This window comes from Rhodopila sp., assembly GCF_965277825.1.
Taxonomy (GTDB): Bacteria; Pseudomonadota; Alphaproteobacteria; order Acetobacterales; family Acetobacteraceae; genus Rhodopila.
The window spans coordinates 2,600,026-2,621,666 of record NZ_OZ255846.1; the positions used below are offsets into that span (position 1 = coordinate 2,600,026).

Annotated in this window: 20 protein-coding genes and 1 pseudogene; 11 read left to right on the forward strand and 10 right to left on the reverse strand. The window is 64.2% G+C overall.

Going from position 1 to position 21,641, the window contains the following annotated elements; genetic code table 11:
• Nucleotides 1–67 precede the first annotated feature (67 nt).
• The 3 genes from ACQY4T_RS12865 to ACQY4T_RS12875 all read right to left on the reverse strand — a co-directional run bounded on the left by ACQY4T_RS12865 (nucleotide 68) and on the right by ACQY4T_RS12875 (nucleotide 3,402).
• Nucleotides 68–1,585, reverse strand: coding sequence for a glucan biosynthesis protein (locus ACQY4T_RS12865; protein WP_428542573.1), 1,518 nt, complete (start codon nucleotides 1,583–1,585; stop codon nucleotides 68–70).
• Between the two features lie 121 nt (nucleotides 1,586–1,706).
• Entirely contained in the window at nucleotides 1,707–2,285 is a 579-nt protein-coding gene (locus tag ACQY4T_RS12870; RefSeq protein ID WP_428542576.1) for a YqaA family protein, read from the reverse strand.
• Between the two features lie 352 nt (nucleotides 2,286–2,637).
• Nucleotides 2,638–3,402, reverse strand: a complete 765-nt coding sequence (locus tag ACQY4T_RS12875) for a manganese catalase family protein (RefSeq protein WP_428542579.1) — start codon at nucleotides 3,400–3,402, stop codon at nucleotides 2,638–2,640.
• A gap of 121 nt (nucleotides 3,403–3,523) precedes the next feature.
• Between ACQY4T_RS12875 and ACQY4T_RS12880 the strand changes: the two genes are divergently transcribed.
• Nucleotides 3,524–3,832, forward strand: a complete 309-nt coding sequence (locus ACQY4T_RS12880; RefSeq protein WP_428542582.1) for a metal-sensitive transcriptional regulator — start codon at nucleotides 3,524–3,526, stop codon at nucleotides 3,830–3,832.
• Nucleotides 3,833–3,928: 96 nt separating this feature from the next.
• On the opposite strand, the pseudogene ACQY4T_RS12885 reads toward ACQY4T_RS12880, so the two are convergent.
• Nucleotides 3,929–4,498, reverse strand: a pseudogene (locus ACQY4T_RS12885) (AMP-binding protein); the annotation flags it as partial.
• A gap of 89 nt (nucleotides 4,499–4,587) precedes the next feature.
• Nucleotides 4,588–4,740 (reverse strand): hypothetical protein, encoded by a 153-nt coding sequence (locus ACQY4T_RS12890; protein WP_428542585.1) that lies wholly within the window; start codon nucleotides 4,738–4,740, stop codon nucleotides 4,588–4,590.
• A gap of 283 nt (nucleotides 4,741–5,023) precedes the next feature.
• Here ACQY4T_RS12890 and ACQY4T_RS12895 point away from each other — a divergent pair, with 283 nt between their 5' ends.
• Together ACQY4T_RS12895 and ACQY4T_RS12900 are read left to right on the forward strand one after the other, a co-directional pair.
• Nucleotides 5,024–6,709, forward strand: coding sequence for a thiamine pyrophosphate-binding protein (locus ACQY4T_RS12895; RefSeq protein ID WP_428542588.1), 1,686 nt, complete (start codon nucleotides 5,024–5,026; stop codon nucleotides 6,707–6,709).
• Between the two features lie 80 nt (nucleotides 6,710–6,789).
• Nucleotides 6,790–6,993 carry a type II toxin-antitoxin system HicB family antitoxin gene (locus tag ACQY4T_RS12900; protein WP_428542591.1) on the forward strand — a complete coding sequence of 68 codons (204 nt, stop codon included), beginning with the start codon at nucleotides 6,790–6,792 and terminating at the stop codon, nucleotides 6,991–6,993.
• 236 nt (nucleotides 6,994–7,229) lie between these two features.
• On the opposite strand, the gene ACQY4T_RS12905 is transcribed toward ACQY4T_RS12900, so the two are convergent.
• Nucleotides 7,230–8,528: an MFS transporter gene (locus tag ACQY4T_RS12905; protein WP_428542594.1), complete on the reverse strand. Its 1,299-nt coding sequence runs from the start codon at nucleotides 8,526–8,528 to the stop codon at nucleotides 7,230–7,232.
• 228 nt (nucleotides 8,529–8,756) lie between these two features.
• Here ACQY4T_RS12905 and ACQY4T_RS12910 point away from each other — a divergent pair, with 228 nt between their 5' ends.
• From ACQY4T_RS12910 to ACQY4T_RS12940, 7 genes are all read left to right on the forward strand, one after another.
• Entirely contained in the window at nucleotides 8,757–9,647 is an 891-nt protein-coding gene (locus ACQY4T_RS12910; protein ID WP_428542597.1) for a VOC family protein, read from the forward strand.
• A gap of 92 nt (nucleotides 9,648–9,739) precedes the next feature.
• On the forward strand, nucleotides 9,740–10,540 hold the full coding sequence (locus ACQY4T_RS12915; RefSeq protein ID WP_428542600.1) for a hypothetical protein: 801 nt from the start codon (nucleotides 9,740–9,742) through the stop codon (nucleotides 10,538–10,540).
• Nucleotides 10,541–11,038: 498 nt separating this feature from the next.
• The gene (locus tag ACQY4T_RS12920) at nucleotides 11,039–11,365 is read left to right on the forward strand and encodes a hypothetical protein (RefSeq protein WP_428542603.1); all 327 of its coding nucleotides are present in this window, start codon (nucleotides 11,039–11,041) and stop codon (nucleotides 11,363–11,365) included.
• Nucleotides 11,362–11,553, forward strand: a complete 192-nt coding sequence (locus ACQY4T_RS12925) for a hypothetical protein (RefSeq protein WP_428542606.1) — start codon at nucleotides 11,362–11,364, stop codon at nucleotides 11,551–11,553. Before ACQY4T_RS12920 ends, ACQY4T_RS12925 begins: the two co-directional genes overlap by 4 nt.
• A gap of 311 nt (nucleotides 11,554–11,864) precedes the next feature.
• Entirely contained in the window at nucleotides 11,865–13,541 is a 1,677-nt protein-coding gene (locus ACQY4T_RS12930; protein ID WP_428542609.1) for an AMP-binding protein, read from the forward strand.
• Nucleotides 13,542–13,557: 16 nt separating this feature from the next.
• Nucleotides 13,558–14,343, forward strand: coding sequence for a fumarylacetoacetate hydrolase family protein (locus tag ACQY4T_RS12935; RefSeq protein ID WP_428542612.1), 786 nt, complete (start codon nucleotides 13,558–13,560; stop codon nucleotides 14,341–14,343).
• 159 nt (nucleotides 14,344–14,502) lie between these two features.
• The gene (locus tag ACQY4T_RS12940) at nucleotides 14,503–15,318 is read left to right on the forward strand and encodes an HpcH/HpaI aldolase family protein (RefSeq protein ID WP_428542615.1); all 816 of its coding nucleotides are present in this window, start codon (nucleotides 14,503–14,505) and stop codon (nucleotides 15,316–15,318) included.
• On the opposite strand, the gene ACQY4T_RS12945 is transcribed toward ACQY4T_RS12940, so the two are convergent.
• The 4 genes from ACQY4T_RS12945 to ACQY4T_RS12960 all read right to left on the reverse strand — a co-directional run bounded on the left by ACQY4T_RS12945 (nucleotide 15,278) and on the right by ACQY4T_RS12960 (nucleotide 19,869).
• Complete coding sequence (locus ACQY4T_RS12945) at nucleotides 15,278–16,357, reverse strand: NAD-dependent epimerase/dehydratase family protein (RefSeq protein WP_428542618.1); 1,080 nt, start codon at nucleotides 16,355–16,357, stop codon at nucleotides 15,278–15,280. The two genes, ACQY4T_RS12940 and ACQY4T_RS12945, sit on opposite strands and share 41 nt — an antisense overlap.
• A 66-nt stretch (nucleotides 16,358–16,423) precedes the next feature.
• Nucleotides 16,424–17,488 (reverse strand): zinc-binding metallopeptidase family protein, encoded by a 1,065-nt coding sequence (locus ACQY4T_RS12950; protein WP_428542621.1) that lies wholly within the window; start codon nucleotides 17,486–17,488, stop codon nucleotides 16,424–16,426.
• A 107-nt stretch (nucleotides 17,489–17,595) separates the two neighbouring features.
• Nucleotides 17,596–18,951 (reverse strand): NtaA/DmoA family FMN-dependent monooxygenase, encoded by a 1,356-nt coding sequence (locus tag ACQY4T_RS12955; RefSeq protein WP_428542624.1) that lies wholly within the window; start codon nucleotides 18,949–18,951, stop codon nucleotides 17,596–17,598.
• A gap of 165 nt (nucleotides 18,952–19,116) precedes the next feature.
• On the reverse strand, nucleotides 19,117–19,869 hold the full coding sequence (locus ACQY4T_RS12960; RefSeq protein WP_428542627.1) for an SDR family NAD(P)-dependent oxidoreductase: 753 nt from the start codon (nucleotides 19,867–19,869) through the stop codon (nucleotides 19,117–19,119).
• Nucleotides 19,870–19,992: 123 nt separating this feature from the next.
• Here ACQY4T_RS12960 and ACQY4T_RS12965 point away from each other — a divergent pair, with 123 nt between their 5' ends.
• Nucleotides 19,993–21,600, forward strand: a complete 1,608-nt coding sequence (locus ACQY4T_RS12965) for an acyl-CoA synthetase (protein ID WP_428542630.1) — start codon at nucleotides 19,993–19,995, stop codon at nucleotides 21,598–21,600.
• Nucleotides 21,601–21,641: the final 41 nt, after the last annotated feature.

The window sequence follows — 21,641 nt, forward strand, 5'->3', positions numbered from 1 at the left end:
TACTACTGGGTCCGGGCTGGTCTTGGGTCCAACTCGGTCTTAGGTCCACCTCAGCCCTGGGCCCAACTCAGCCCTGCGTCCAACGGTAGATCCAGGTTTCGGTCAGCGGTTGATCGGCTTGCATCAGCCTGGCGTGCAGTTCCACTAGCTTGTTGTCCTGGATATCCAGTTCGATGCTGACACGCCAACCGCTGACGTCGGGGTTGGGTTGCGCGACCGCGCTGATGATCTTGCCTTTGTCGCTGCCGACATCGAGTGCCGGGGCGCTTTCCGGGTTGAGGGATTTCAGCGAATCGCCGACGAAATCGATGATGAACTGCCGGTGTTTTTGGTCGAACGACAGCCCGCAGCGGGTTTGCAGGGTCTGCGCCAGCCTGACCTCGCCGGGCGGTGCCCAGCACCAGTGCAGCCGATAACTTCCCAGATACTCGCCCTTGGCCCGCAGCGGGTCGTGCGGGCGCCAGAATGCCACCACGTTGTCGTTGACCTCACGGTCGCTGGGGATTTCCACCAGTTCGACGACGCCCTGGCTCCAGTCGCCGATCGGCTCGACCCAGAGCGAGGGGCGTTTCTCGTAGCGGCTTTGCAGGTCCTGGTAGTCGACGAAGGCGCGTTTGCGCTGGGCCAAGCCGAAACCGCGCGGGCTGGTATCGGCGAACGCGCTGATCTGCAGATCGCGCGGGTTGGCGAGCGGCCGCCACAGGGCCTCATCATGGCCGGTGCGGATTTGCAGGCCGTTGGAGTCGTGCACCGCGGCGCGCCAGTCGTCGAAGCGCATGCGGTCGTTGGCATCGAACAGGAACATGCTGGTCAACGGTGCCAGGCCGGCCTGGGCGATGTCGGTGCGCGGATAGATCGCCGTTTCGGTGTCGAACACGGTGTCGTTGCCGGGGCGGATGGTGAAGCGGAACGCGGCCGTGGTGCTGGGGCTGTCGAGCAGGGCGTGGATGGCGATGATATCGGCACCTGGTGCCGGGCGTTCCAGCCAGAATGAGCGGAAGACAGGGAATTCCTCGCCGCCCGGGTCGGCGGTCTTGATCGCCAATCCGCGTGCCGAGAGCCCATATCCCTGGCCTTTCGCCACGGCTCGGAAATAGCTGGCGCCGAGGAAGGCGCACAGTTCGTCGGATCCGTTCGGGTGGTTCAGCGGGTATTGGATGCGGAACCCGGCGAAACCGAGGTCGCCGGTGCTGGGAGCCAGCTTCTCGAAAGTGAACATATCTGAGCTGTAGGCTACCGGCTCGGCCTTGCCGTCGGCGACCTGGAAGATGTTGACGCGGTCATGATAGATGTAGCCACGGTGGAAGAACTGGGCGGTGAACTTGCGCCCCTGTCCTAGCCACAGCGCCTTCGCCGGATCGAAGCGGATGCCCTGGTAGGTGTCGTAATCCAGCGTCTTGAACGGCGCCGGCAGGGTGCTGTCGGGGGCCTTGTAAGGTTGCAGCGAGAGTTGGCGCGCCATGTTGCGCACCGTCGCGCCGTCAAACGGCGTGGCGGTGGGCGCCGGGTTAGCGGCGCCGGCGCGATCGGCGGCGGAGACGATCGGCAGGGATGCGCCGGCGGCAAGGAAAACGCGACGAAGCAAAGGTCACCTCCGAAGGGATGCGCGATGTGGTTGGGGGCGCAAGGGTACTGAATTATGGCGGTGCGGCGCACATTTGGGTGAAACGGCGAATCGCCATGCGGTGGCTAACGGGGACCCCGGCTTAGAGGAATTTCAGGGCCAGGAACCCGCCGACCACGCCGATCGCCAGGGCGCTGGTTACCAAGGTTAGCCATTTCTCGATGAAATGGCGAACCGCGTCGCCGAAGAAATGCAGCAGCGTCGCCACGAGGAAAAACCGAGCGCCTCGGGTCAGCAGGCTGGCGGTCATGAACACCCAGAAGTCGAAGCGGGCGGCGCCGGCGGCGATTGTAACGATTTTGTAAGGGATTGGCGTCAGGCCCTTGATTAGGATGATCCACAGCCCGTATTCCTGGAATTTGGCCTGGAATGCCTGGTAGGCAGGCCCATAGCCGTACAGGTGCAGGATCGGCTGCGCGACCCGATCGAACACAGCGAACCCGATCAGGTAGCCCAGTGCCCCGCCGATGACGCTGGCGACCGTGCAGATCGCGGCGAACCGCCATGCGGACCGTGGCTTGGCCAGCGCCATCGGCACCAGCAGGGCATCTGGCGGGATCGGGAAGAAGCTGGCCTCGGCGAAGGCGATCAGCGCCAGCCACGCGTCCGCGTAGGGTGAGGCGGCGAGCATCATGACGCGGTTGTAGAATCTGCGCAGCATGGGGTGGGGTTTAGCAGTCGGCGCCGAGCGGGTCACGTGTTCGTTGCCGATTCTGGCGTGCGGCCCCGATGTTCGAGCGAAGGCGACGGAGGCGACGAGCAGGCGGTTGAGAGCGCTCTGTATGCAGGGTCGCTTAACCGGCGACCTCTGGCGCGAATGATGATAGCCATGCGCGGGCCTGCTTGATGTGCTTTTGGCAAAGCCGCGGACCGCACAGGGTGGCGGCACAATAATCGGCCGCGCTGCGGCTCCTGTTCAGGCCTCGGCGCGCTCGGCTTCATAGTGCGAGAGGCTATTTGCTTGGAAGGCCGCAGGGGGACGTTCGTCGATGCTCGAACGTCCCCGTTGCGGACTATTTCCGGCCGTTGGCGTGCTTGCCCTTTGCATCAGCCTTCGAAGCAGGCTTCTCGTCATCCGGATTGATTGGAGCGAGCGGCATGCCTCCCTTCGGCTCCGGAGCGGCAATGTATTCGAAGGGCGCCTCGTTCCATGGCCCGCGCGCGTCCTCGCCCTGGGACAGGTTAAATACAAGGTTTACGGTGTCATCCGGCGGGATGTTGCCGAACATCGGGTCATCGAGCTTGCCCATCTGGTCGAGCGCCTTCATGAACATCGCCGCGTGGGTAATTTCGCGCGTCAGCAGATGATGTAGGGTCTTCTTCGTGCCCTCATCGTCACAGGCCTTGATCAGGGCCTCATAGGTCTGCCGCGCACCGGCCTCCGCTGAAATGTTGGCACGGAGATCCCGGACGACGTTGCCACCCTCCTGAATGTAGGCGGCGGTCCAGCAGCTTCCCTGGCTGTCGAGAAAATGCGGGCCGCCACCCTTCAACTTGAAGATTGGCGCCTCGTAAGCCGTAGTCTGATCCATCTTGCTGGTATGTTGGGCGATCAATTTGCCGACCATTTCTAGGTGGCTGAACTCCTCGATCGCGATATCCTGCAGCATGTCGCGGATCGCAGCGTTTTCGACGTGAAAGGACTGCACCCAATATTGCAGGGCTGCGGTCAGTTCGCCGGTTGCGCCGCCGAATTGCTCCAGCAGGAACTGACCGAAGACGGCGTTGGGCTTGCCGACGCTCACCGGCTGGATAAGCTCTTTGCGATGTAGGAACATTAAAACCTCACTAATCGAGTTTCTCAGCAGCTTAACGCCAGCATTGTCTAGCGTCGGCGCCGCGCCCAGATAGCCCGACAGCGGCCTTGGATATGGTACTGAGTAGGGGTATAACTCAGGGATGGAATACGAGTTCCGGGACGGCCGACTATTTGTGCTCAGAACGGCCGAGGAGAAAGCGCGGATCGTCGAGCGGCTGAAGAAGATCGAAGGCCAGGTTCGCGGCGTGCAACAGATGGTCGAGGATAGCCGCTATTGTCTTGATGAGGTCCAGCAGGCCAATGCGATTGTCGCCGCGATGCGTCAGGTGGAAATCCTGATTATCGAAGACCACCTGAACGCGGGCATGGATTTTGCTGTGAAATCGCAGGACATCAATGCGGCGGTAAAAGATATGATGGCCGTGCTGCGCGCTGCGGTTCGACGTTAGGCGCGAGGCGGTCGAGCAACGCGACCTGTTTTGGCGGGCTCTGGTCTCCGCATCTTTGGCACCGGATCGTATGTTCCAGATGCTTGGGCATCAGACTCAGGAATACCTATCGCAGCCGGAAGCGCTGGATCTTTCCGGTCTGGGTTTTCGGCAGAGCGGGGACGAACACCACCGAGCGGCGCCGAAGCGCAATGGGAAGATCGCCAGGCCGCCGAGGCCAAAGATGAACGCCAGCGGCGGCGAGCCGACGAACACGTCCTGTGGGATGACCCCGAGCACTTTGCTTGCGCAGCCGTCGGCGACGATCAGCAGGTCTCGGTGGAAGTGCATCGTCGCCTTTGGCTCGCCGGTGGTATTGGAGGTGAGGCCCAGCAGTGCGACGTCGTCGCGTCCGGTCGGCACCGCGTCGAACCGCACCGGCTTGGCCAGCGCCACGCGATCGAGTTCGGCGTCGTGGTTGGCGCTGCAGTCGAAGCCGACGACGGTTTTGACGAAGCCGCTGTGCTTGGCGCAGCCAGTTTGTCCATCAGACGGGTGTCGCAGAGCGCCAGGCCGATCTCGGCCTTGTCGACGATCTGGGCCGGCCAGTTCGCCGGTGCGCAGCATCGGCATGGTGTTGACCACCACGGCGCCGGCCTTGGTGGCGGCGAGCCAGCAGGCCACCGTCGCCGGATTGTTGGCTTAACGGGTCAGCATCCGGTTGCCGGGAACGATGCCGTAGTCCCGGGCGCAGGCGATGCGGTTGGTCCAGTCGGTCAGTTCCTTGTAGGTGCGGTGGCGTCGTAGGTGCGGTGGCATCCGTTGCCGATCGGCGCGGTGATGTCGCCGAAGCCCTTGGCCACCGTGGCGTCGGTCAACTCGACGGTGGCGCTCAGTTGTTCGGGATAGATGAAACCATCGAGCGGCACGTCCGGCCACAGGTGTCATGCGGGGGCAGGCGGTCGCGGGTGAAGCTGTCGATATGGGCTGAGAATCCAGCATAGTGCGTTCCAAGTGTCATGGCGTGCCGCCGGCGGGGGAGCTTGCCGCGGCCCAGCCGGGCGCAGATTGCCGTGTCGCGGTGGTTGCGACAATGCGCGTTCACGGCCGCGGGGTTGTCCGTGGGAAAATCGCGGTCCTATATGGCGCCAGTCGGGGACGTCTTGTCGGCGAAGCCGGTTGATGCGCCCAACCAACGGAGACGCAGCCAGGATGCCCACTACTGTCGCCCGCCTGCTGGCGGATAGTCTTGAAGCGCATGACATCGACCAGATCTTCTGCGTGCCGGGGGAGAGCTATGTCGGTCTGACCAGCGTGCTGAGCGAGCGGAACTCGATCCGCATGATCGTCTGCCGGCACGAGGGCGGGGCCGGCTTCATGGCGGTGGCCGACGGGCGGCTGCGCAGCCGGGCCGGGGTTTGCATCGTGTCGCGCGGGCCGGGGTTGTCGAACGCGATGGTGTCGCTGCACTCGGCGTTCCATGACGCGACGCCGCTGGTGATGCTGGTGGGGCAGGTCGAGCGCCGCGATTTCGGGCGGCTTGCGCTGCAGGAGCAGAATTACTCCAAGCTGCTGTCCGACGTCACCAAGAGCGTCATCGAGGTCATCGAACCGGAGCAGGCGTCGGAGGCGATCGCGCGGGCGTTCCACCTTGCCGAGAGCGGAACGCCCGGCCCGGTGGCGGTGATCCTGCCGGAGGATATATTCGACCAGCCGACCGATGCGGAACTGAACCAGCCTCGGCCGCGGGTGGTCGCGGGACCTCGGGCGCAGGATCTGGAGCGGCTGGCGGAGATGCTGGCGCAGGCGGAGCGGCCGCTTATCCTGGTGGGCGGGGCGCTGCTGGCAGACAGCTTGTACGATGAGGCGGTCTATGATGATCTGCGGCGGCTTTCCGAGCAATGGGTGCTGCCGATCAATCCGACGCATCGGCGGCCGCAGTTGTTCGACGCAAGGCATCCGAATTATGGCGGCTACATGGGGATCCGGGTGCCTCCGGCGCTGATCGCGGAGATGAAGAAGGCCGACCTGATCGTTGCGCTGGGGGAGCGGCTGAGCGACACCGTGAGCCAGTCGTACAGCTTTCCGGCGGCGCCTCAGCCGCAGCTTCCGCTGGTGCATATCTGGCCGGACCCGAACGAGGTCGGCCGTGTCTGGCGCGCCGATCTCGGCATGCCGTGCGATCCGCATGAGGTGGTGAAGAGCCTGCTGGCGTTGAAGACGCCGACCGATGCGGCGAAGCGGCGCGGCTGGGTCGATGGGCTGCACAAGATCCATCTGTCGTTGCTGGAGAAGACCTGGGAGCCGACCACCGACGGGGTCAACTTCGCGGCGGTGGTTTGCGAGATCGACAAGCATCTGGCGGACGACGCGGTGGTGACCTCCGACGCCGGGAATTTTGGGTCGTTCCTGCATCGGTATATCGGCTTCAAGCCGGGCCAGGAGTTCCTGTCCTCGGTGGTGGGCGCGATGGGTTCCGGCGTGCCGATGGCGGTTGCCGGGTGTCTGCGCCGGCCGGGGCGGCAGGTAGTTGCGTTCGTGGGGGATGGCGGCGCGCTGATGATGGGCAACGAGATCGCCACGGCGTGCCAGTACGGCGGCGCTCCGATCGTGGTGATCTCGGACAATTCCATGTACGGAACGATCGGCATGCACAGCTATGTGCGCTATCCGGAGCGCAAGTTCATGGAGGCGACGCGGCTGACCAACCCCGACTTTGCCGCGTGGGGGCGGTCGTTCGGGGCCGAGGGCATCACCATCCGCGAAGAGTCCGAGGTTGCCGAGGGCGTTGCCCGGGCGTTCGCGGTGAAGACGCGGCCCGTGGTGCTGCACTGCCTGACCTCGGCGGTGCAGATGAGTGCGTGGCGGCGGTTTCAGGGGGGTGGGGCGTTGGCTTAGGGGGCGGAGCACCTGCCGGGGCAACGTTTTACTCGTAATGGTCGACCGAGCGATCCATAATCGGAGGGCAGGAGACACCGATGCTTGTCATTGAGGTCGAGCGTGAAGACGACGGACGTTGGGTCGCTGAGGTGGCCGCTCTGCCGGGCGTGCTGGCTTATGGCACTACCAAAGCGGATGCGCGGGCACGAGCCGCCGCCTTGGCGTTCCGGGTGCTGGCAGACCGCATCGAACACGGCGAGCCCATTCCGGAGGAGGTCCCGGAACTGTTCGCGGCGGCGTGACTACTTGGCCGTCGGCTAAAGCCGGTGCTGTTTTGCGTGCGCTTATTCGGATCGGGTGGACGATCAAGCGGCAGTCCGGGTCTCACCGGACGCTACCCGGCCGGGATGGCCGGACACGGTTTTCTCGTTTCACGACAATGCGGAAATCGGGCCACGCATGCTGGCGCGTATATCCAAACCTACTGGGCTCAATGCCGAAGACCTGTAGCGGCCAAAGGTAAGGCGCGAGGCTCGGCCTACTCGGCCGCCGCCACCTCGACGCCGACGCGGCGTGGGATGTGCAATCCGACGGCGCAGATCACCATGCTGGCGGCGGTGAAGGCGGCGAGGCCGTAGAGGCCGCCGGCGAAGCTGCCGGTCTCGGCCTTCAGCCAGCCGACGATCGCCGGTCCCAGGGCGCCGCCGATATTGCCGAAGGCGTTGATGAAGGCGAGGCCGCTGGCCGCCGCGGCGCCGGTCAGCAACATCGTCGGCATGGCCCAGAACGGGCCTTTGGTGCCGTAGAAGCCGGCGGTCGCGAGACATATTCCGAACAGCGACCACCAAGTGCCGATGGTGGCTCCGGCGATCACCAGGCCCAGTGTCGCCATCCCGCAGGTCAGGAACAGCAGCCAGCGACGGTCGCGCAACCGGTCGGAGAGCCAGCCGAAGCCGAACATCGAAATCGCGCCGCAGACATAGGCCAGGCTGGTGACGTAGCCGACGCCCATGTTGGTCGCACCCAGCGCCTTGATGATCTGCGGCACGAACAGCAGGAGACCGAGGCTGGCGGTGACGATCCCCAGATAGTTCAGCGAGAGCAGCAGGATTTTAGGGTTAGTCATCGATTGCAGGACGTTGTACTTGCCGCCGCTCTCGACCGCGCGGCGTTCGGTTTCCAAGGTGCCGGCGAGCCAGTTCCGCTCCGGTTCGGTCAACCAGCTTGCCTGGGCCGGCCTGTCGGTCATGGCGACCAGCACGAAGCAGCCGATGATGACGGTGGGCAGCGCCTCCAGGATATAGATCCACTGCCAGCCCTTGAGGCCGAGGACGCCGTCCATGCCGAGGATGGCGGTGGAGATCGGGGCGCCGAGCGCCACCGAGACCGGCAGTGCCAGGGTGAAGGCGCCGATGATGCGGGCGCGATGGCCGTCGGGGAACCAGTAGGTGAACAGCAGCAACACGCCGGGAAACAGTCCGGCCTCTCCGGCGCCGAGCAGGAAGCGGATGACCAGGAAGCTGGACGGTCCCCAGACGGCGGCGGTGAGCGCCGAGGCGATGCCCCAGGAGATCATGATGCGGGCCAGCCAGAGCCGCGCGCCGACCCGGTCCATGATCAGGTTGCTGGGGACCTCGAACAGCACGTAGCCGAGGTAGAACGCACTGGAGCTGAGTCCGTAGGTCCAGGCGTCGAGACCGATATCCTTGTTCATGGTCAGGGCGGCGAAGCCGACGTTGATGCGGTCGATGTAGCAAAGCAAGTAAAGCAGCACGGTGAGCGGAAGAATGCGCAGGTAAACCTTGCGCATGGCCGATGTCTCGATCGCACTATCCATCGATGTTGCCTCCCAGGCATGGATTGCGGCTTGTTCGGCCCGTTTGGATCGCCGCGCTTATGCGGCACAGTGTTCCGTATTGGGCTGGTTTTGCAAGCGGCAGTCGGGGACTTGGCGATGCGCCCTCATCGCTCGACGCGGGCGTCCGGCGTCGGGATGGACCGGGCAACACGCCAGGGATAGGATGCGGGTCGGGATTGAACGCGGACTGAAGGGGAGACCATCGAGATGGATACCAATGTCGCTACCCCGACTTTCGATCGGACCACCGAAGACCTGGGCAACATCGTCGAGCTGGGCCACGTGAATGTGCGGGTGCCGGATCAGAGCAAGGCGATCGCATACTACTTGATGGGTCTCGGCCTGACTCGTGACCCCTATCTGATGGCTGGGCTGGACAACATGTGGGTCAATGTCGGGCGCGGCCAGTTCCATCTGCCGACGCGCGGCACCGACGTGGTGCGCGGCACCACCGCCCTGGTGATGCCCGACCTGGAAGCGCTGTTAAAACGTCTGGACGCCGCGAAGAAGTATTTGGAGGGCACCAAGTTCAGCTTCCGTGAGACGGGCGACACGGTGGAGACGGTGTGTCCATGGGGCAACCGGATCCGGGTTCACGCACCGGATGCGTCGCGCTTCGGTGCCATGCGCGTCGGCATGCCGTATGTCGAGTTCGACATCCCATCGGGCACCGATCTGGCGGCGATCGCCAAGTTTTACGTGGAGATCCTTGGGGCGATCGCCGGGGTCGCCAGTGATGACCGGGGTCCGTATGCCTGGGCGCGCACTTCGGCGGAGAGCAAGGTGATCTACCGTGAGACCAACGCGCCGCTGCCGGAGTTCGACGGCCACCATATCCAGATCACCCTGGTGGACTTCTCCAGCCCGCACAAGAAACTGCTGGAGCGCGGCCTGATCAGCGAGGAAAGCGACCAGCACCAATATCGCTTCCTGGATATCGTCGATGTCGACAGCAACAAGCCGCTGTTCCGCATCGAGCACGAGACACGGAGCATGCGTCATCCGATGTTCGGCCGCACTTTCATCAACCGCAATCCGGACATGACCAACCGCAATTTCGTTCCGGGCTACGAAGTGGGGCTTTGGGCGCTGAACTAACGGTTGGACGGTCGAAGCATGGCCAGGCGTGGCGTGGCCGGGCAGGAGCTTGACCATCAGCACACGAGGCAACTCAAGCGGAGCATCCGATCATGGCGCTGGAGCCGTATAATGTCGTCGCCATCAATACCTCGAAGGCGTCGGAGAACAAGATCCACGACGACGCCACGGCGCGGCGGTTCGGCTTCAAGGGTGGCTTCGTCGGCGGGGTGAACGTCTATGCGTTCATGACTCACCTGCCGGTGCGGCAGTGGGGCCTGGATTGGCTGGAACGCGGCACCGGGGAGGCACGGTTCGCCAAGCCGGTCTATGCCGATGACGTTGCCGAGGTTGCCGGGGTAGCGGATGCCGACGGGCTGGCGTTGACTGTCCACAGCGAGGGTGTTCTGTGTGCGACGGGGCGGGCGGCGCTGGCGTCGGAGTTGCTTCCGGCGCCGGCTTTGGGCGAGTTTCAATCCGTGCCGGCCCGCCTCGAGCGGGCTCCGGCCGATGAGGCGAGCCTCAGGATCGGAGACTGGCTGGGTATGATCCCGCTACCGGTTACCGCGGCGTCGCACGCGCAGGATCTGGCCGATATTGGTGAAACCGATCCGATTTACGAGCGGGAGCAGATTGTGCACCCGGTCACGATCATGCGGTGCTGCAACTGGGTGTTGAGTCAGAACGTTATATTGCCGGCGTGGATCCATATGGGCAGCAACGTTCGCAATCTGGGCTTGGCACGTGTCGGGGACACGCTGAACGCGCGGGGGCTGATCACTAAGAACTACGAGCACAAGGGCCACAAATGGGTCGAAGTCGACGTCATGGTGGTGGCCAATGAGACGACTCCGATCATCCGGGCGAGCCACATCGCGATCTACCGGCCGCGACACCTGGCCGAGGCGGCGTAATCGACAGGACTGGCGGCCTTCACGACAGGTGGTGACGTTGAGCATGCCGCGCCTGAAGGCGTGATCTGTGATCGGGCCAGCGTGTAGTCGACCGGGTTGCGGGCGATGCGCGCCCGCTGGGTGTTGCATCGATCAATCCAGCCGGTGTTGATCGGGAGCGAGCCAGTATGGACCTCGCGGGATTGCCCCGCCCCGGTGCGGGCTAGCGGCGCCCCTGCCTGAACTAGGCGGTCACGACGGAGTTGTTCGCGATCGGCTCATGGAGCAGGAAAGCTGACCCCCTGCCAGCCGGTGAAATTGGTCGAGCCGACTTGGATCGCGACGTCATCGGAGGGTGCGGCAGGCGTCAGGCTGATTCCCTCACCGGTACTTTTGTTGCCATGCGTTGTCTAATGTTTTACGCTGTAATATAGGAGTGATGATTGGACCGGCCGCATCCTGGCCATCGTAGAGCGACTGGAAGTTGGGCAGGCCGATTTGGTCACGAAGCAGGCTGATTTGGTCGCCGGGCAGGCCGATGTGGTCGCGGGACAGGGCGGTTTGGTTGCCAAGCAGGCCGATTTGGTCGCCAAGCAGGCCAGCATGGGCGCCGATTTAACCCGCCTCCGGGTGGACATGATGGCCAGAATGGATCGGCTGCAGTACAGCCTGACGGCGATCCGAGACGATATCAGCATCAACTACGGCACCGCCGAGGCGGCGCAGCGGGCCAACGACAACACCCGCACGGAGCTGCGCGCGCTCAGTGAGGTGGCGAGTAGCCTGGCGCGTCAGATCCGCCGGCTGGATACCGAGGTTCGGATCCTGAAGGGCGATGACTCTTGAGAAGACGATCGGCCACCGGCAAGAACCCCTCGCTCAAGAGCGACGTCCTGGGCATTCGCCTGGAGGCCGCCGAGCGGGATGCGCTGGAACGCGCGGCGCGGCGGGACGACCGCCCGGTGTCGACGATGGCGAGAAAGATCATCCTCGATTGGTTACGCGAACACGACCTGTTGGAAACTACGTCGTGAACACCTCGATGCAGCGGACGGAACGTCGGATGGATCACCCCGCCTTAAACTCGTAACCTCTTCCGACCGGCTGGCATCGCGATAGAGCCATTGCGCGATCGACCCGTGAGGCGGGTTAATCGGTCAGGGACGACCGCGCCGGGCGAGCAGGGTAATCGCATTTGGATTTCTGTCGGCGCTACCGCCGGACGCGGCGTGACCAATACAAGCGGTTGGAAGCGCGGATGCACGCCGATGCCCCCCAGTTGTAGCGCGGCCTCGGGGCAAGCATGATGACGGGAAACGACGAAGCCGTTTCGGGGAGGGGAGCAATGACCGACGCCGCGCCCAGTTACCAGCACGGCGCCTCCGACCAGCCGATGATCGGCGACACGATCGGGGTGCATTTCGACCGCACCGTCGCGCGCCACGGTGCTCGGCCGGCGCTTATCGTCCGCCAGCAGGGTATTAGCTGGACGTGGTCGGAATTGGCGGCTCGGGTCGAGGCCGTTGCCGCCGGCCTGGTGGCGTTGGGGCTGCGGCCGGGTGAGCGTGTCGGCATATGGTCGCCGAACAATGCCGAATGGATCATCACGCAATATGCCACCGCCAAGGCCGGGTTGATCCTGGTCAACATCAATCCGGCCTATCGGCTGACCGAGGTGGAGTACGCGCTGAACAAGGTCGGCTGCCGGGCATTGATCACCGCGACGCGGTTCAAATCCAGTGATTATATTTCCATGATCAACATGTTGGCACCTGAACTTCGCGTGGTATCTCAGGGTGAATTGCATGCGGCCAGGCTGCCCGCGCTGCGTTTGGTGATCCAGATTGGAGGCAATGACCCGGGCTGCCTCGGATTCGACCAGATCGCCGGCCTCGGGCGGGAGGTCGATCGGCAGCGGCTGCGGGAACTGGTTCCCCTGCTGCAGTTCGACGATCCGATCAACATCCAATTCACCTCGGGAACCACCGGATTGCCCAAGGGTGCCACGCTGACCCACCATAACATCTTGAACAACGGGTTCTTCATCGGCGAGGTGATGCGCTACGGCGAGCAGGATGCGGTCTGCATCCCGGTGCCGATGTATCATTGCTTCGGCATGGTGATTGGTTCGCTGGCCTGCATGACCCACGGCGCCGCCATTGTCTTCCCGTCCGAGGGTTTCGATCCGCTCGCGACCCTGCAGGCGGTCGCCGAGTATCGCTGCACGTCGCTCTATGGGGTGCCGACGATGTTCATCGCCGAGTTGGATCATGCTGAATTTGGGAAGTATGACCTGAGCAGCCTGCGCACCGGCATGATGGCGGGGTCGCCATGTCCGGTGGAAGTCATGCGGCGGGCGATCCGCGACATGCACCTGACCGAGATGACCATCGGCTACGGCATGACCGAGACCAGCCCGGTCAGCACCCAGACCCGGATCGGCGATACGCTGGAAAAACAGGTTGGCACGGTTGGCCGGCCGCATGCGCACGTGGAGATCAAGATCATCGACGGCGATGGCCGCATCGTGGCTCGTGGCACCAACGGCGAACTGTGCACCCGCGGCTACCCGGTGATGCTGGGGTATTGGGATGAACCGGAACGGACCGCCGAGGCGATCGACCCGGCCGGGTGGATGCATACCGGCGATCTGGCGACGATGGACCAGGATGGCTACTGCGCCATTGTCGGGCGCATTAAGGACCTGGTGATCCGTGGCGGGGAAAACATCTATCCGCGTGAAATCGAAGAATTCCTGTATCGCCATCCGGCGATTGTCGAGGTCCAGGTGTTCGGCGTTCCCGACCAGCGGTTCGGCGAGGAACTCTGTGCCTGGGTGAAACAGCGGGCCGGGGAGACCCTGACCGAGGATGACCTCAAGGCCTTCTGCAAGGACCAGATCGCGCATTACAAGATCCCTCGCTATGTCCGCTTTGTCGATGAGTTTCCGATGACCGTGACCGGGAAAATGCAAAAATATCTGATGCGTGGGACGATGATTGAAGAACTGGGTTTAACCTGAGATCGGAGGAAATCATATGCGCTGGGCACGTTTCGATCAAAATGGCTCGCCGGCTTACGCGGTGGTCGAGGGCGACACCGTCATTCCGGTTCGCGGCTCTCCGTTCGATGCGTGGGAGCGCAGCGGGCAAAAGCTGCCCCTGGCCGACGTGCGGCTGCTGGTGCCGGTGGTAACGCCGACATTCTATGCGGCCGGGATGAACTATCCTGAGCATGTGCGTGAAGTTGCGGAAAAGGTGGGGCAGAAGCCCAATCTGCCGGCGCGGGCCGATGTCGGCTACCGCGCCAACAACGCGCTGATCGCCCATGGCGAGGCGATCGTGATTCCGGCCGATGCGACCGACCAGATTCAGTACGAGGGCGAGCTGGTGGTGGTGATTGGCCGCAAGTGCAAGGGCCTGACTCGGGAAAACGCCTTGTCGGCGGTGCTGGGCTACAGCATCGGCAACGACGTCAGCGAGCGCACTTGGCAGAAGGCGGACCGCACCCTGTGGCGGGCGAAGAACACCGACACCTTCAAGCCGATGGGGCCGTGGATCGAGACCGACGTGAAGCTTGAGGATCTGGTGACCAAGGTCAGGCTGAACGGCGAGCAGCGGATCGCTTTCCCGACCAACCATATGATCTTCGGTGTCGTCGACTTCCTGGTGAACATGACGACGTGCCTGACGCTGTATCCGGGCGACGTGGTGTGGATGGGCACCGAGGGGGCGACCGCCAACATGAAGCATGGCGACCGCATCGAGGTGGAGATCAGCGGCATCGGCACGCTGAGCAATCCTGTCGTGCGGGAGGGGCATTGACGGTCAGTCTGATCGTTCGGGCGTGATGGTCGCTGGCTGGGGCTGGTTGCCGCGGTCTGATCGCGGATTTTTCCGGGTTGGCCGCGGCATGTCGTGTGGGTGCCGGAACGCCGGTTCAGCACGTTGAACGAAACTAGCGTCCGAGGAGGTGGGTCATCCATGCAAGCAGCGATCGGCGGCAATCTCGCCAAACAGAAGCTCGCGGCGAACGATCTGGTGCTGTGCTTCGGCGTCAATCAGTTGCGCACACCCAACATCGCGATGATGGCCGCCGCTTGCGGCTTCGATGCGCTCTACATCGACCTTGAACACAATCCGACATCGCTGGAAACCGCTGCCGGCATCTGTGTCGCCGCGATCGGCCTGGGGATCACGCCGATCGCCCGGGTATCCTCGCACGATCCGCATGATTCTACTCGCGTCCTGGACTGCGGCGCGCAAGGCGTGATGGTGCCGCACATCAACACCGCCGAGGAGGCGCGGGCGATCGTCGAGGTTTGCCGGTTCGCCCCATCCGGCCACCGCTCCGCCGCGGGAACCGTCCCGTCACTTGGCTATGCGCAACTGTCGCAGCCGGAGATCTGCCGCCGGCTGAATCAGGAAACTTTGCTGATTGCCATGATCGAGACCCCGGAAGCAGTGGCCAATGCCGACGCCATCGCCGCGGTCGAGGGGATCGACACCCTGCATATCGGGTCCACTGATCTGTCCACCGAGATGGGTATTCCCGGCGACTACCGCCATCAGCGGATGCGCGATGCCTTTGAAGCCGTTACCCGCGCCGCCAGGACGCACGGCAAGTCGATGGGCGTCGGCGGGGTGCGTCAGGATGTCGCGTTCCAGTCCTGGCTGCTTGGACTGGGTGTTCGCTACCTGACCAGCGGGTCCGACACGCTGTATATCCTGAGCGGCGGGCGGGCCGATGTGGCGCAGATCAGGGAGGTGGCAGCAGCCGCTGTTGCTGGAACAGCTTGAACCATTTGCGAAACATCAGCTCGGTGTCCATGACTTCGTGGAATCCGGCCTGCCTGAGCTTGATGGTGGAAACGATGGCCGGTGGGCCCGGTTCGGTGTGGCCGTAGCGCATCTGGTAGTCGGCGTATTCCAGCGACAGGCCGACGAAATCGGCAAGCGGAGGGGACAGCAGCGCGTGGCGCTGACGGACCTGGTCCCAGTCGGCGCTGCCGAGCGACTGCAGCAGGAACGGCTCGTCCGGGCCGGGCTGCATGCCGACTGCGCGGGCGATCGCCGGCCAGACGTTGGGCCAACTGAAGACGTCGCCGTTGGTGACGTTGAAGGTCTGGTCGCGCGCCGCCTCGGCGTCCCCGGCCCAGGCGATGGCGCGTGCCAGCAGGTCGGCATCGACCGCCTGACCGACCCGTTCGGCACCGCCGGGATAGGGCAGGATGGGGCCGCGTTGGCGCATCACCGCGGCATGCGCCCCCAGCACCGGGATCAGGTTCATTGCCCCGCCGATTGCCTCGCCGATGATGAGCACGGGGCGCAGAATGGTGAAGCACCAATTCCTCTTGGCGCGGACGCGGCGCAGGTAATCCTCTTGCGCCCAATAGAAGTTGGGCTGTTCGCGCAGGTCGGAGCGGCCTTCGCGGGCCGGCACCGCCAGCGGGCGGACATGCACCCCGTAAGCCTTGGTTCCCTGCAGCAGGGTCACATGCCGTAGTCCGGTGGCCGCCTTCAGCAGGGGATCCAGCAGGTTGCGCAGCATCCGGCCGTTGGTTTCGATCTGGCGGTCATCGCGCCAGCCCTCTACCAGCCCGGGCAGTTCGAACAAGGCGGCATAGACCAGGTGGGTGACGTGCCCAAGGTTCGCCGCCGCATCGCGGCAGGCGGCGGCGTCGGTCAGATCCAGGGCGACGTGCATCGCCTTGACTCCCGGCGGCGAACGCCGCGACAGGGCGATCACCTCACAGTCGGGCGCCTGCGTGAAATGCTTGAGCGCGGCATATCCCACAAGCCCGGTGGCCCCTGCTACCAGCACGGTTCTTTGCGCCATGGTCGTCATACTCCGGGGCACAGATTACCACTGCCGGGCGCCGCCGCACCACCGTCGCCGTGATGATCAATCGGCCGCCCGTCCATGCACCACGTCATGCACGAAACCCAGTTTCGCGACCACGGCAGGGGTCAGCACAAACGGGTAGAGGTCGGGGTTTCCCATCGCCCGATTGAGGCTGTTCATGGCGAAGGTCAGCGGCAGCCAGGCGGAAATGATCTCGGTCATGCTGGCCGTGTGGTAGGCATCGAGATCGATCGAGGCCGACAGCGCCTGACCGCGGAGCAAACGCGGCTGCACGCTGATGCCGAAGGCGTGGGCCATTTCCAGCGTGTCGATGATGTGCAGGTAGTGCGCCCAGGTCTCCGCCCAATCCTCCCACGGGTGGGTGCTGGCGTACTGGCTGACATAGTGTCGCTGCCAGTCGGGGGGCGGGCCGTTGTCGTAGTGGGTTCGCAGCGCGGCCTGGTAATCCTGGGTTTCGTTGCCGAACATCGCTCGGCATTGCGGCAGTCGGCCGCCGTCGCGGATCAGCACGTCCCAGAAATAGTGGCCGACCTCGTGGCGGAAATGGCCCAGCAGGGAGCGATATGGCTCGTTCATCTGGGTGCGGCGGCGTTCGCGTTCGGCGTCATCGGCCTCGATCAGGGCGATGGTGATGATGCCGTTGTCGTGTCCGGTCATCACCCTAGGGCCGGTGGGATCGGGGCGGTCGGCGAGGAAGTCGAAGGCCAGCCCATGCAGCGGGTCGTCGATCCGGTTGTTCAGCGGCAGGTTTAAGCGCATCAGTGAGTAGAACAATTGGTGCTTGGCGGCTTCCAGACGTTGCCAGCGGTGCAGGTTCGACGGCTGCGTCAGGTCGGGGATGATCCGATTATGGCGGCAGGCCGGGCACTGGGTTGCATCGCCGTCGGCGGCAACCAGCCAGTTGCAGGCGAGGTTCGCAGCATTGTTGCAGAACCGCATGGGGTGGTCCCAGGAGGCCAGCGGGCGAAACAGGTTGCCGTCGGGTTGGAGTGCCGAAATGGTCATCTGTTGCGGCAAATAACCCAGCCGATGGCCGCACGTTTCGCAGCGTGTGTTGTCGAAGTAGAGTGCGCTACCGCAGCTTTGGCACTCGAACAGCCGCATCCGGCATTTCCCTATCCAGCAGGGCGGGATATGGGCAGCGGCGGCCTGCGACCAACGTGGCGACGGCGTGTCCGGCGATCACGTCAGCGGGTGGGCGACGGGTGCGATCATTCCGCGGCCTGGGTCGGCCGCCAGGCGTTTCGCCGGGGCACTGGTAGGCCGAGGTTTTCGCGCAAGGTGGCGCCGGTGTATTCCGAGCGGTACACGCCCCGGCGTTGCAGTTCCGGCACGACGAAGCGGACGAAATCCTCGAAGCTGCCGGGCATGTGGGTGCCGGCGATGACGAAGCCGTCGCAGACGCGTTCGGTGAACCAGAGTTCCATGCGGTCGGCGATGTCCTTGCCGCTGCCGACGACGGCCTGGCCTGGCCGGCCCCGGCGCGTCACTTTCAGGAAGTCGGCCACGGTTGGGTTTCGGCCGGCGACACGCATGACGTGATCACGCATTGCCTGCATCCCGGACATGCCTTCCAGCTCCTGCGTGCTGAAGGCTTCGTCCATCGATTTGGTCTTGAAGTCGAAATTCATAGCCTCCGAAAGCAGGGAAAGGCCGTCCACTTCGCGGTAGTGGGAGTTGATCAACGCCATCTTGTCCTCGGCCTCGGCGCGGGTTTCGGCGACGACGGGATAGGCGATCGTATTGACGGTTGTCAGGTCGGGGTCGCGGCCCAGGCGGGCCACCTCGGTCTTGAAGTCGGCGTATTGGCGCTTGCCTTCGGCGAGGTCGTGATAGGAGACGAACACGGTTTCGGCCCAGCGGGCGGAGAAGGTCTTGCCGCGGTTGCTGGCGCCGGCCTGGATCACGACGGGGTGGCCCTGCGGGCTGCGGGGCACCGTGAAGGTGCCGGATGAGTTGAGGAATTTTCCTTTGTATTCGAGGCGATGCACCTTGTCGGGGTCGGCAAACAGGCCGGTGGTCTTATCGACGACCAGCGCGCCGTCTTCCCAGCCATCCCAGCAGCCGTGGACGATCTCCATGAACTCATCGGCGCGATCGTAGCGCAGGTCGTGGTCCATGTGGACTTCGCGGCCCATGTTGTGGGCTTCGCCGTCGTTGACCGAGGTGACCACGTTCCACGCCGCGCGGCCGCCCAGCATGTGGTCCACGGTCTGGAATCGGCGGGCGACGTCGAACGGTTCGTAGTAGGTGGTGGAGGCGGTGGACCCGACGCCCAGGTATCTGGTGCCGAAGCCCATCGCCATCATGGTTGCGACCGGATCGATCTTGACCACGCGGACGCCGTTGGCGACGACCTCGGCGGGGTTGCCGCCGTAGATGTCGGGCATCGCCAGGCGGTCGTCGAAGAAGGCGAGCTGGAATTTTCCTTCCTCCAGCACCTGGCCGATCCTTTGGTAGTAGGCGGCGGAGGTGAAGTCGCTGCGGGCCTCCGGATGGCGCCAGGCGCTTGCCAGGGTGGTGCAGTTCTGCGCCTGCAGGAAGCCCACCAGGACCATTTGCCGCATTGTTTTGTCTCCTATCCTATCGGCGCCGGTGCGCCGAACGGCGGTTCGGCCCGACCGCTCACCAGCGGGTCCGAGGGTCACGCGTTTCGGGTGGTAGTCTGGGCAGAACCGTAGCAATGTCCAGACGGACGCGAGACTGCTTGCGGCGGCTTGCTTCGGTGCGGTCTAGAACTGATAGCGCCGCAAGCCGCCGTCCACCGGAATCACCGCGCCGGTCACGTAGCGCGCCAGCGGCGAGGCCAGCCAGATAGCCATCACCGCAAGATCCTCCGGTTCACCCCAGTAACGAACGGGGATCTCGGTTTCGGCGAAGTGCTTGCGGTAGTCTTCCGGATAGTTGCGCAGGATCTGCTCGCTCATGATCCGCCCGGGCGGGATCGAGTTAACCGTAATGCCAAACTGGCCGACCTCGCGCGATAGTCCCTTGGCCCAGGCATGGATGCCGGCCTTGGCGGAGAACGCGGCGTTCAGGTGCTCCGGTTCGCTCTTGCCGGTGATGTTGATGATGCGGCCCCAGCGGTTCGCGATCATGTTCGGCAACAGCGCGTGGGTCAGTTGCCGGGGGCGGGTGAAATTCAGCGTCATCGCCTCGGTCCAGTGTTCCTCGGGCGCATCGACCGCCAGCTTGCGGCTGCCGCCGGCGTTGTTGACCAGGATGTCGATGTGTCCCAGGGCGTTAAGCGCCGCCTCAGCCAGGCGCGCCGCGGCGTCGTCCGGCATCACGTCCTGCTTGACCAGGATCGGGCGCGGATGCTGGGCGGCTTCGACCTCGGTGGCCATTGCCTCCAGCAGTTCGAGGCGGCGGGCGGCGGCCACCACGCGCACGCCCTCTGCCGCCAGGGCCTTGGCGATGGCCCGGCCGATTCCCATGCTGGCGCCGGTTACCAGGGCGGTTTTTCCCCCAAGTTGCAGATCCATTTGTTGAGCTCCCTGGTGTTGATCCTTCTCGCACACTGGCGCGGGATTGCCGCCGCATTGGCAACCGCCGGTGTGGTGCCATAGCTTCGGCGCGTGGTCCAGCAACGGACCGGAGGAACGACGATGTCCATCTTCGAGCAGAACCTCGATCGCCGGCCGGCGAACCATGTGCCGCTGTCGCCGGTTTCGTTCCTGACACGGTCGGCGCGGATCTGGCCGGACCGGGTGGCGGTGATCCATGGCGAGCGCCGCTTCACATATGCGCAGTTCCTGGAGCGTGCCAGGCGGCTGGCGTCCGCACTGGCGCAAGCGGGGGTGGGGAAGGGCGATACGGTGGCGATCATGGCACCGAATACGCCGCATATGCTGGAGGCGCACTATGCGGTGCCGATGCTGGGGGCAGTGCTGTGCTCGATCAACGTGCGTCTCGATGGCGCCGCGATCGACTTCATTCTGCGCCATTCGGAAACCAAGGTGCTGCTGACCGATACCGAGTTCGCCGGGGTGATGGCGCCGGCGGTCGCCGAGGCTGCGATCCTGGTAGTCGATATCGACGATGCGGGCGGCGAGCGGATCGGTGAGATCGAGTATGAAGAGTTCCTGCGCAACGGTGACCCGGCGCATCCGGTGCGGTTGCCGGATGACGAGTGGCAGGCGATCGCGCTGAATTACACGTCGGGCACCACCGGCAATCCCAAAGGCGTGGTGGCGCATCATCGTGGTGCCTACCTGAACGCCTGCGCGAATGCGCTGACATTCGGGTTGACGCCGCAAAGCGTGTATCTCTGGACGCTGCCGATGTTCCACTGCAACGGCTGGACCTATACCTGGGCGGTGACGCTGGCGGGGGGCACCCATGTCTGCCTACGCCGGGTGGAACCGGCGCAGATTTTCGCCGCGATCGCCGAACACGGGGTGACGCATATGTGCGGGGCGCCGGTAGTGCTGACAATGCTGATCCATGCACCATCGGCGGCACGTCGCGTCTTCGACCAGACGGTGAAGATTGCCACCGGCGGTGCGGCTCCGCCGTCGTCGGTGATAGCGCGGATGGAGGCGATGGGATTTTCCGTGCTGCATCTGTATGGACTGACAGAGAGCTATGGACCGTCCACGGTGTGCCTGTGGCAGCCCGACTTCGACGGCCTGTCGATCGATGACAAGTCCGCCTTCATGGTTCGGCAGGGTGTCAATACGCCGATGCTGGAGGAAGCCGCCGTGCTGGACCCGGCAACCATGCAGCCGGTGCCGGCGGATGGCGCGACGATGGGCGAGTTGATGCTGCGCGGCAACACGGTGATGAAGGGATACCTGAAAAATCCGCCGGCGACGGAGGATGCCTTCGCTGGCGGCTGGTTCCACAGCGGCGACTTGGCGGTGATGCATCCGGATGGTTATGTCGAGATCAAGGACCGCGCCAAGGACATCATCATTTCTGGGGGCGAGAACATTTCCTCGCTCGAGGTCGAGGAAGTTTTGTACCGGCATCCGGCGGTGATGGAAGCGGCCGTGGTGGCGCGTCCGGACGAGAGGTGGGGGGAGACGCCGCAGGCTTTCGTGACGCTGAAGTCCGGCGCCGAGGCGTTGACGGACGGCGAGATCATCGCCTGGTGCCGTCAGCACCTGGCGCACTACAAGTGCCCGCGGTTCGTGACGTTCGGGGCGCTACCGAAGACCTCGACCGGGAAGATCCAGAAGTTCGATCTGCGGGAGCGGGCGCGGGAGGGATGATCCGCCGCGGTTGACTCGAGCAATATCGGTTCAGGCAAATT

What these genes read in the sequence shown, in the direction of transcription:
- ACQY4T_RS12870 (WP_428542576.1), bottom strand. Translation starts at nt 2,285, where the DNA reads ATGCTGCGCAGATTCTACAACCGCGTCATGATGCTCGCCGCCTCACCC.
- ACQY4T_RS12875 (WP_428542579.1), bottom strand. Translation starts at nt 3,402, where the DNA reads ATGTTCCTACATCGCAAAGAGCTTATCCAGCCGGTGAGCGTCGGCAAG.
- ACQY4T_RS12880 (WP_428542582.1), top strand. Translation starts at nt 3,524, where the DNA reads ATGGAATACGAGTTCCGGGACGGCCGACTATTTGTGCTCAGAACGGCC.
- ACQY4T_RS12895 (WP_428542588.1), top strand. Translation starts at nt 5,024, where the DNA reads ATGCCCACTACTGTCGCCCGCCTGCTGGCGGATAGTCTTGAAGCGCAT.
- ACQY4T_RS12900 (WP_428542591.1), top strand. Translation starts at nt 6,790, where the DNA reads ATGCTTGTCATTGAGGTCGAGCGTGAAGACGACGGACGTTGGGTCGCT.
- ACQY4T_RS12905 (WP_428542594.1), bottom strand. Translation starts at nt 8,528, where the DNA reads ATGGATAGTGCGATCGAGACATCGGCCATGCGCAAGGTTTACCTGCGC.
- ACQY4T_RS12910 (WP_428542597.1), top strand. Translation starts at nt 8,757, where the DNA reads ATGGATACCAATGTCGCTACCCCGACTTTCGATCGGACCACCGAAGAC.
- ACQY4T_RS12915 (WP_428542600.1), top strand. Translation starts at nt 9,740, where the DNA reads ATGGCGCTGGAGCCGTATAATGTCGTCGCCATCAATACCTCGAAGGCG.
- ACQY4T_RS12930 (WP_428542609.1), top strand. Translation starts at nt 11,865, where the DNA reads ATGACCGACGCCGCGCCCAGTTACCAGCACGGCGCCTCCGACCAGCCG.
- ACQY4T_RS12935 (WP_428542612.1), top strand. Translation starts at nt 13,558, where the DNA reads ATGCGCTGGGCACGTTTCGATCAAAATGGCTCGCCGGCTTACGCGGTG.
- ACQY4T_RS12940 (WP_428542615.1), top strand. Translation starts at nt 14,503, where the DNA reads ATGCAAGCAGCGATCGGCGGCAATCTCGCCAAACAGAAGCTCGCGGCG.
- ACQY4T_RS12945 (WP_428542618.1), bottom strand. Translation starts at nt 16,357, where the DNA reads ATGGCGCAAAGAACCGTGCTGGTAGCAGGGGCCACCGGGCTTGTGGGA.
- ACQY4T_RS12950 (WP_428542621.1), bottom strand. Translation starts at nt 17,488, where the DNA reads ATGCGGCTGTTCGAGTGCCAAAGCTGCGGTAGCGCACTCTACTTCGAC.
- ACQY4T_RS12955 (WP_428542624.1), bottom strand. Translation starts at nt 18,951, where the DNA reads ATGCGGCAAATGGTCCTGGTGGGCTTCCTGCAGGCGCAGAACTGCACC.
- ACQY4T_RS12960 (WP_428542627.1), bottom strand. Translation starts at nt 19,869, where the DNA reads ATGGATCTGCAACTTGGGGGAAAAACCGCCCTGGTAACCGGCGCCAGC.
- ACQY4T_RS12965 (WP_428542630.1), top strand. Translation starts at nt 19,993, where the DNA reads ATGTCCATCTTCGAGCAGAACCTCGATCGCCGGCCGGCGAACCATGTG.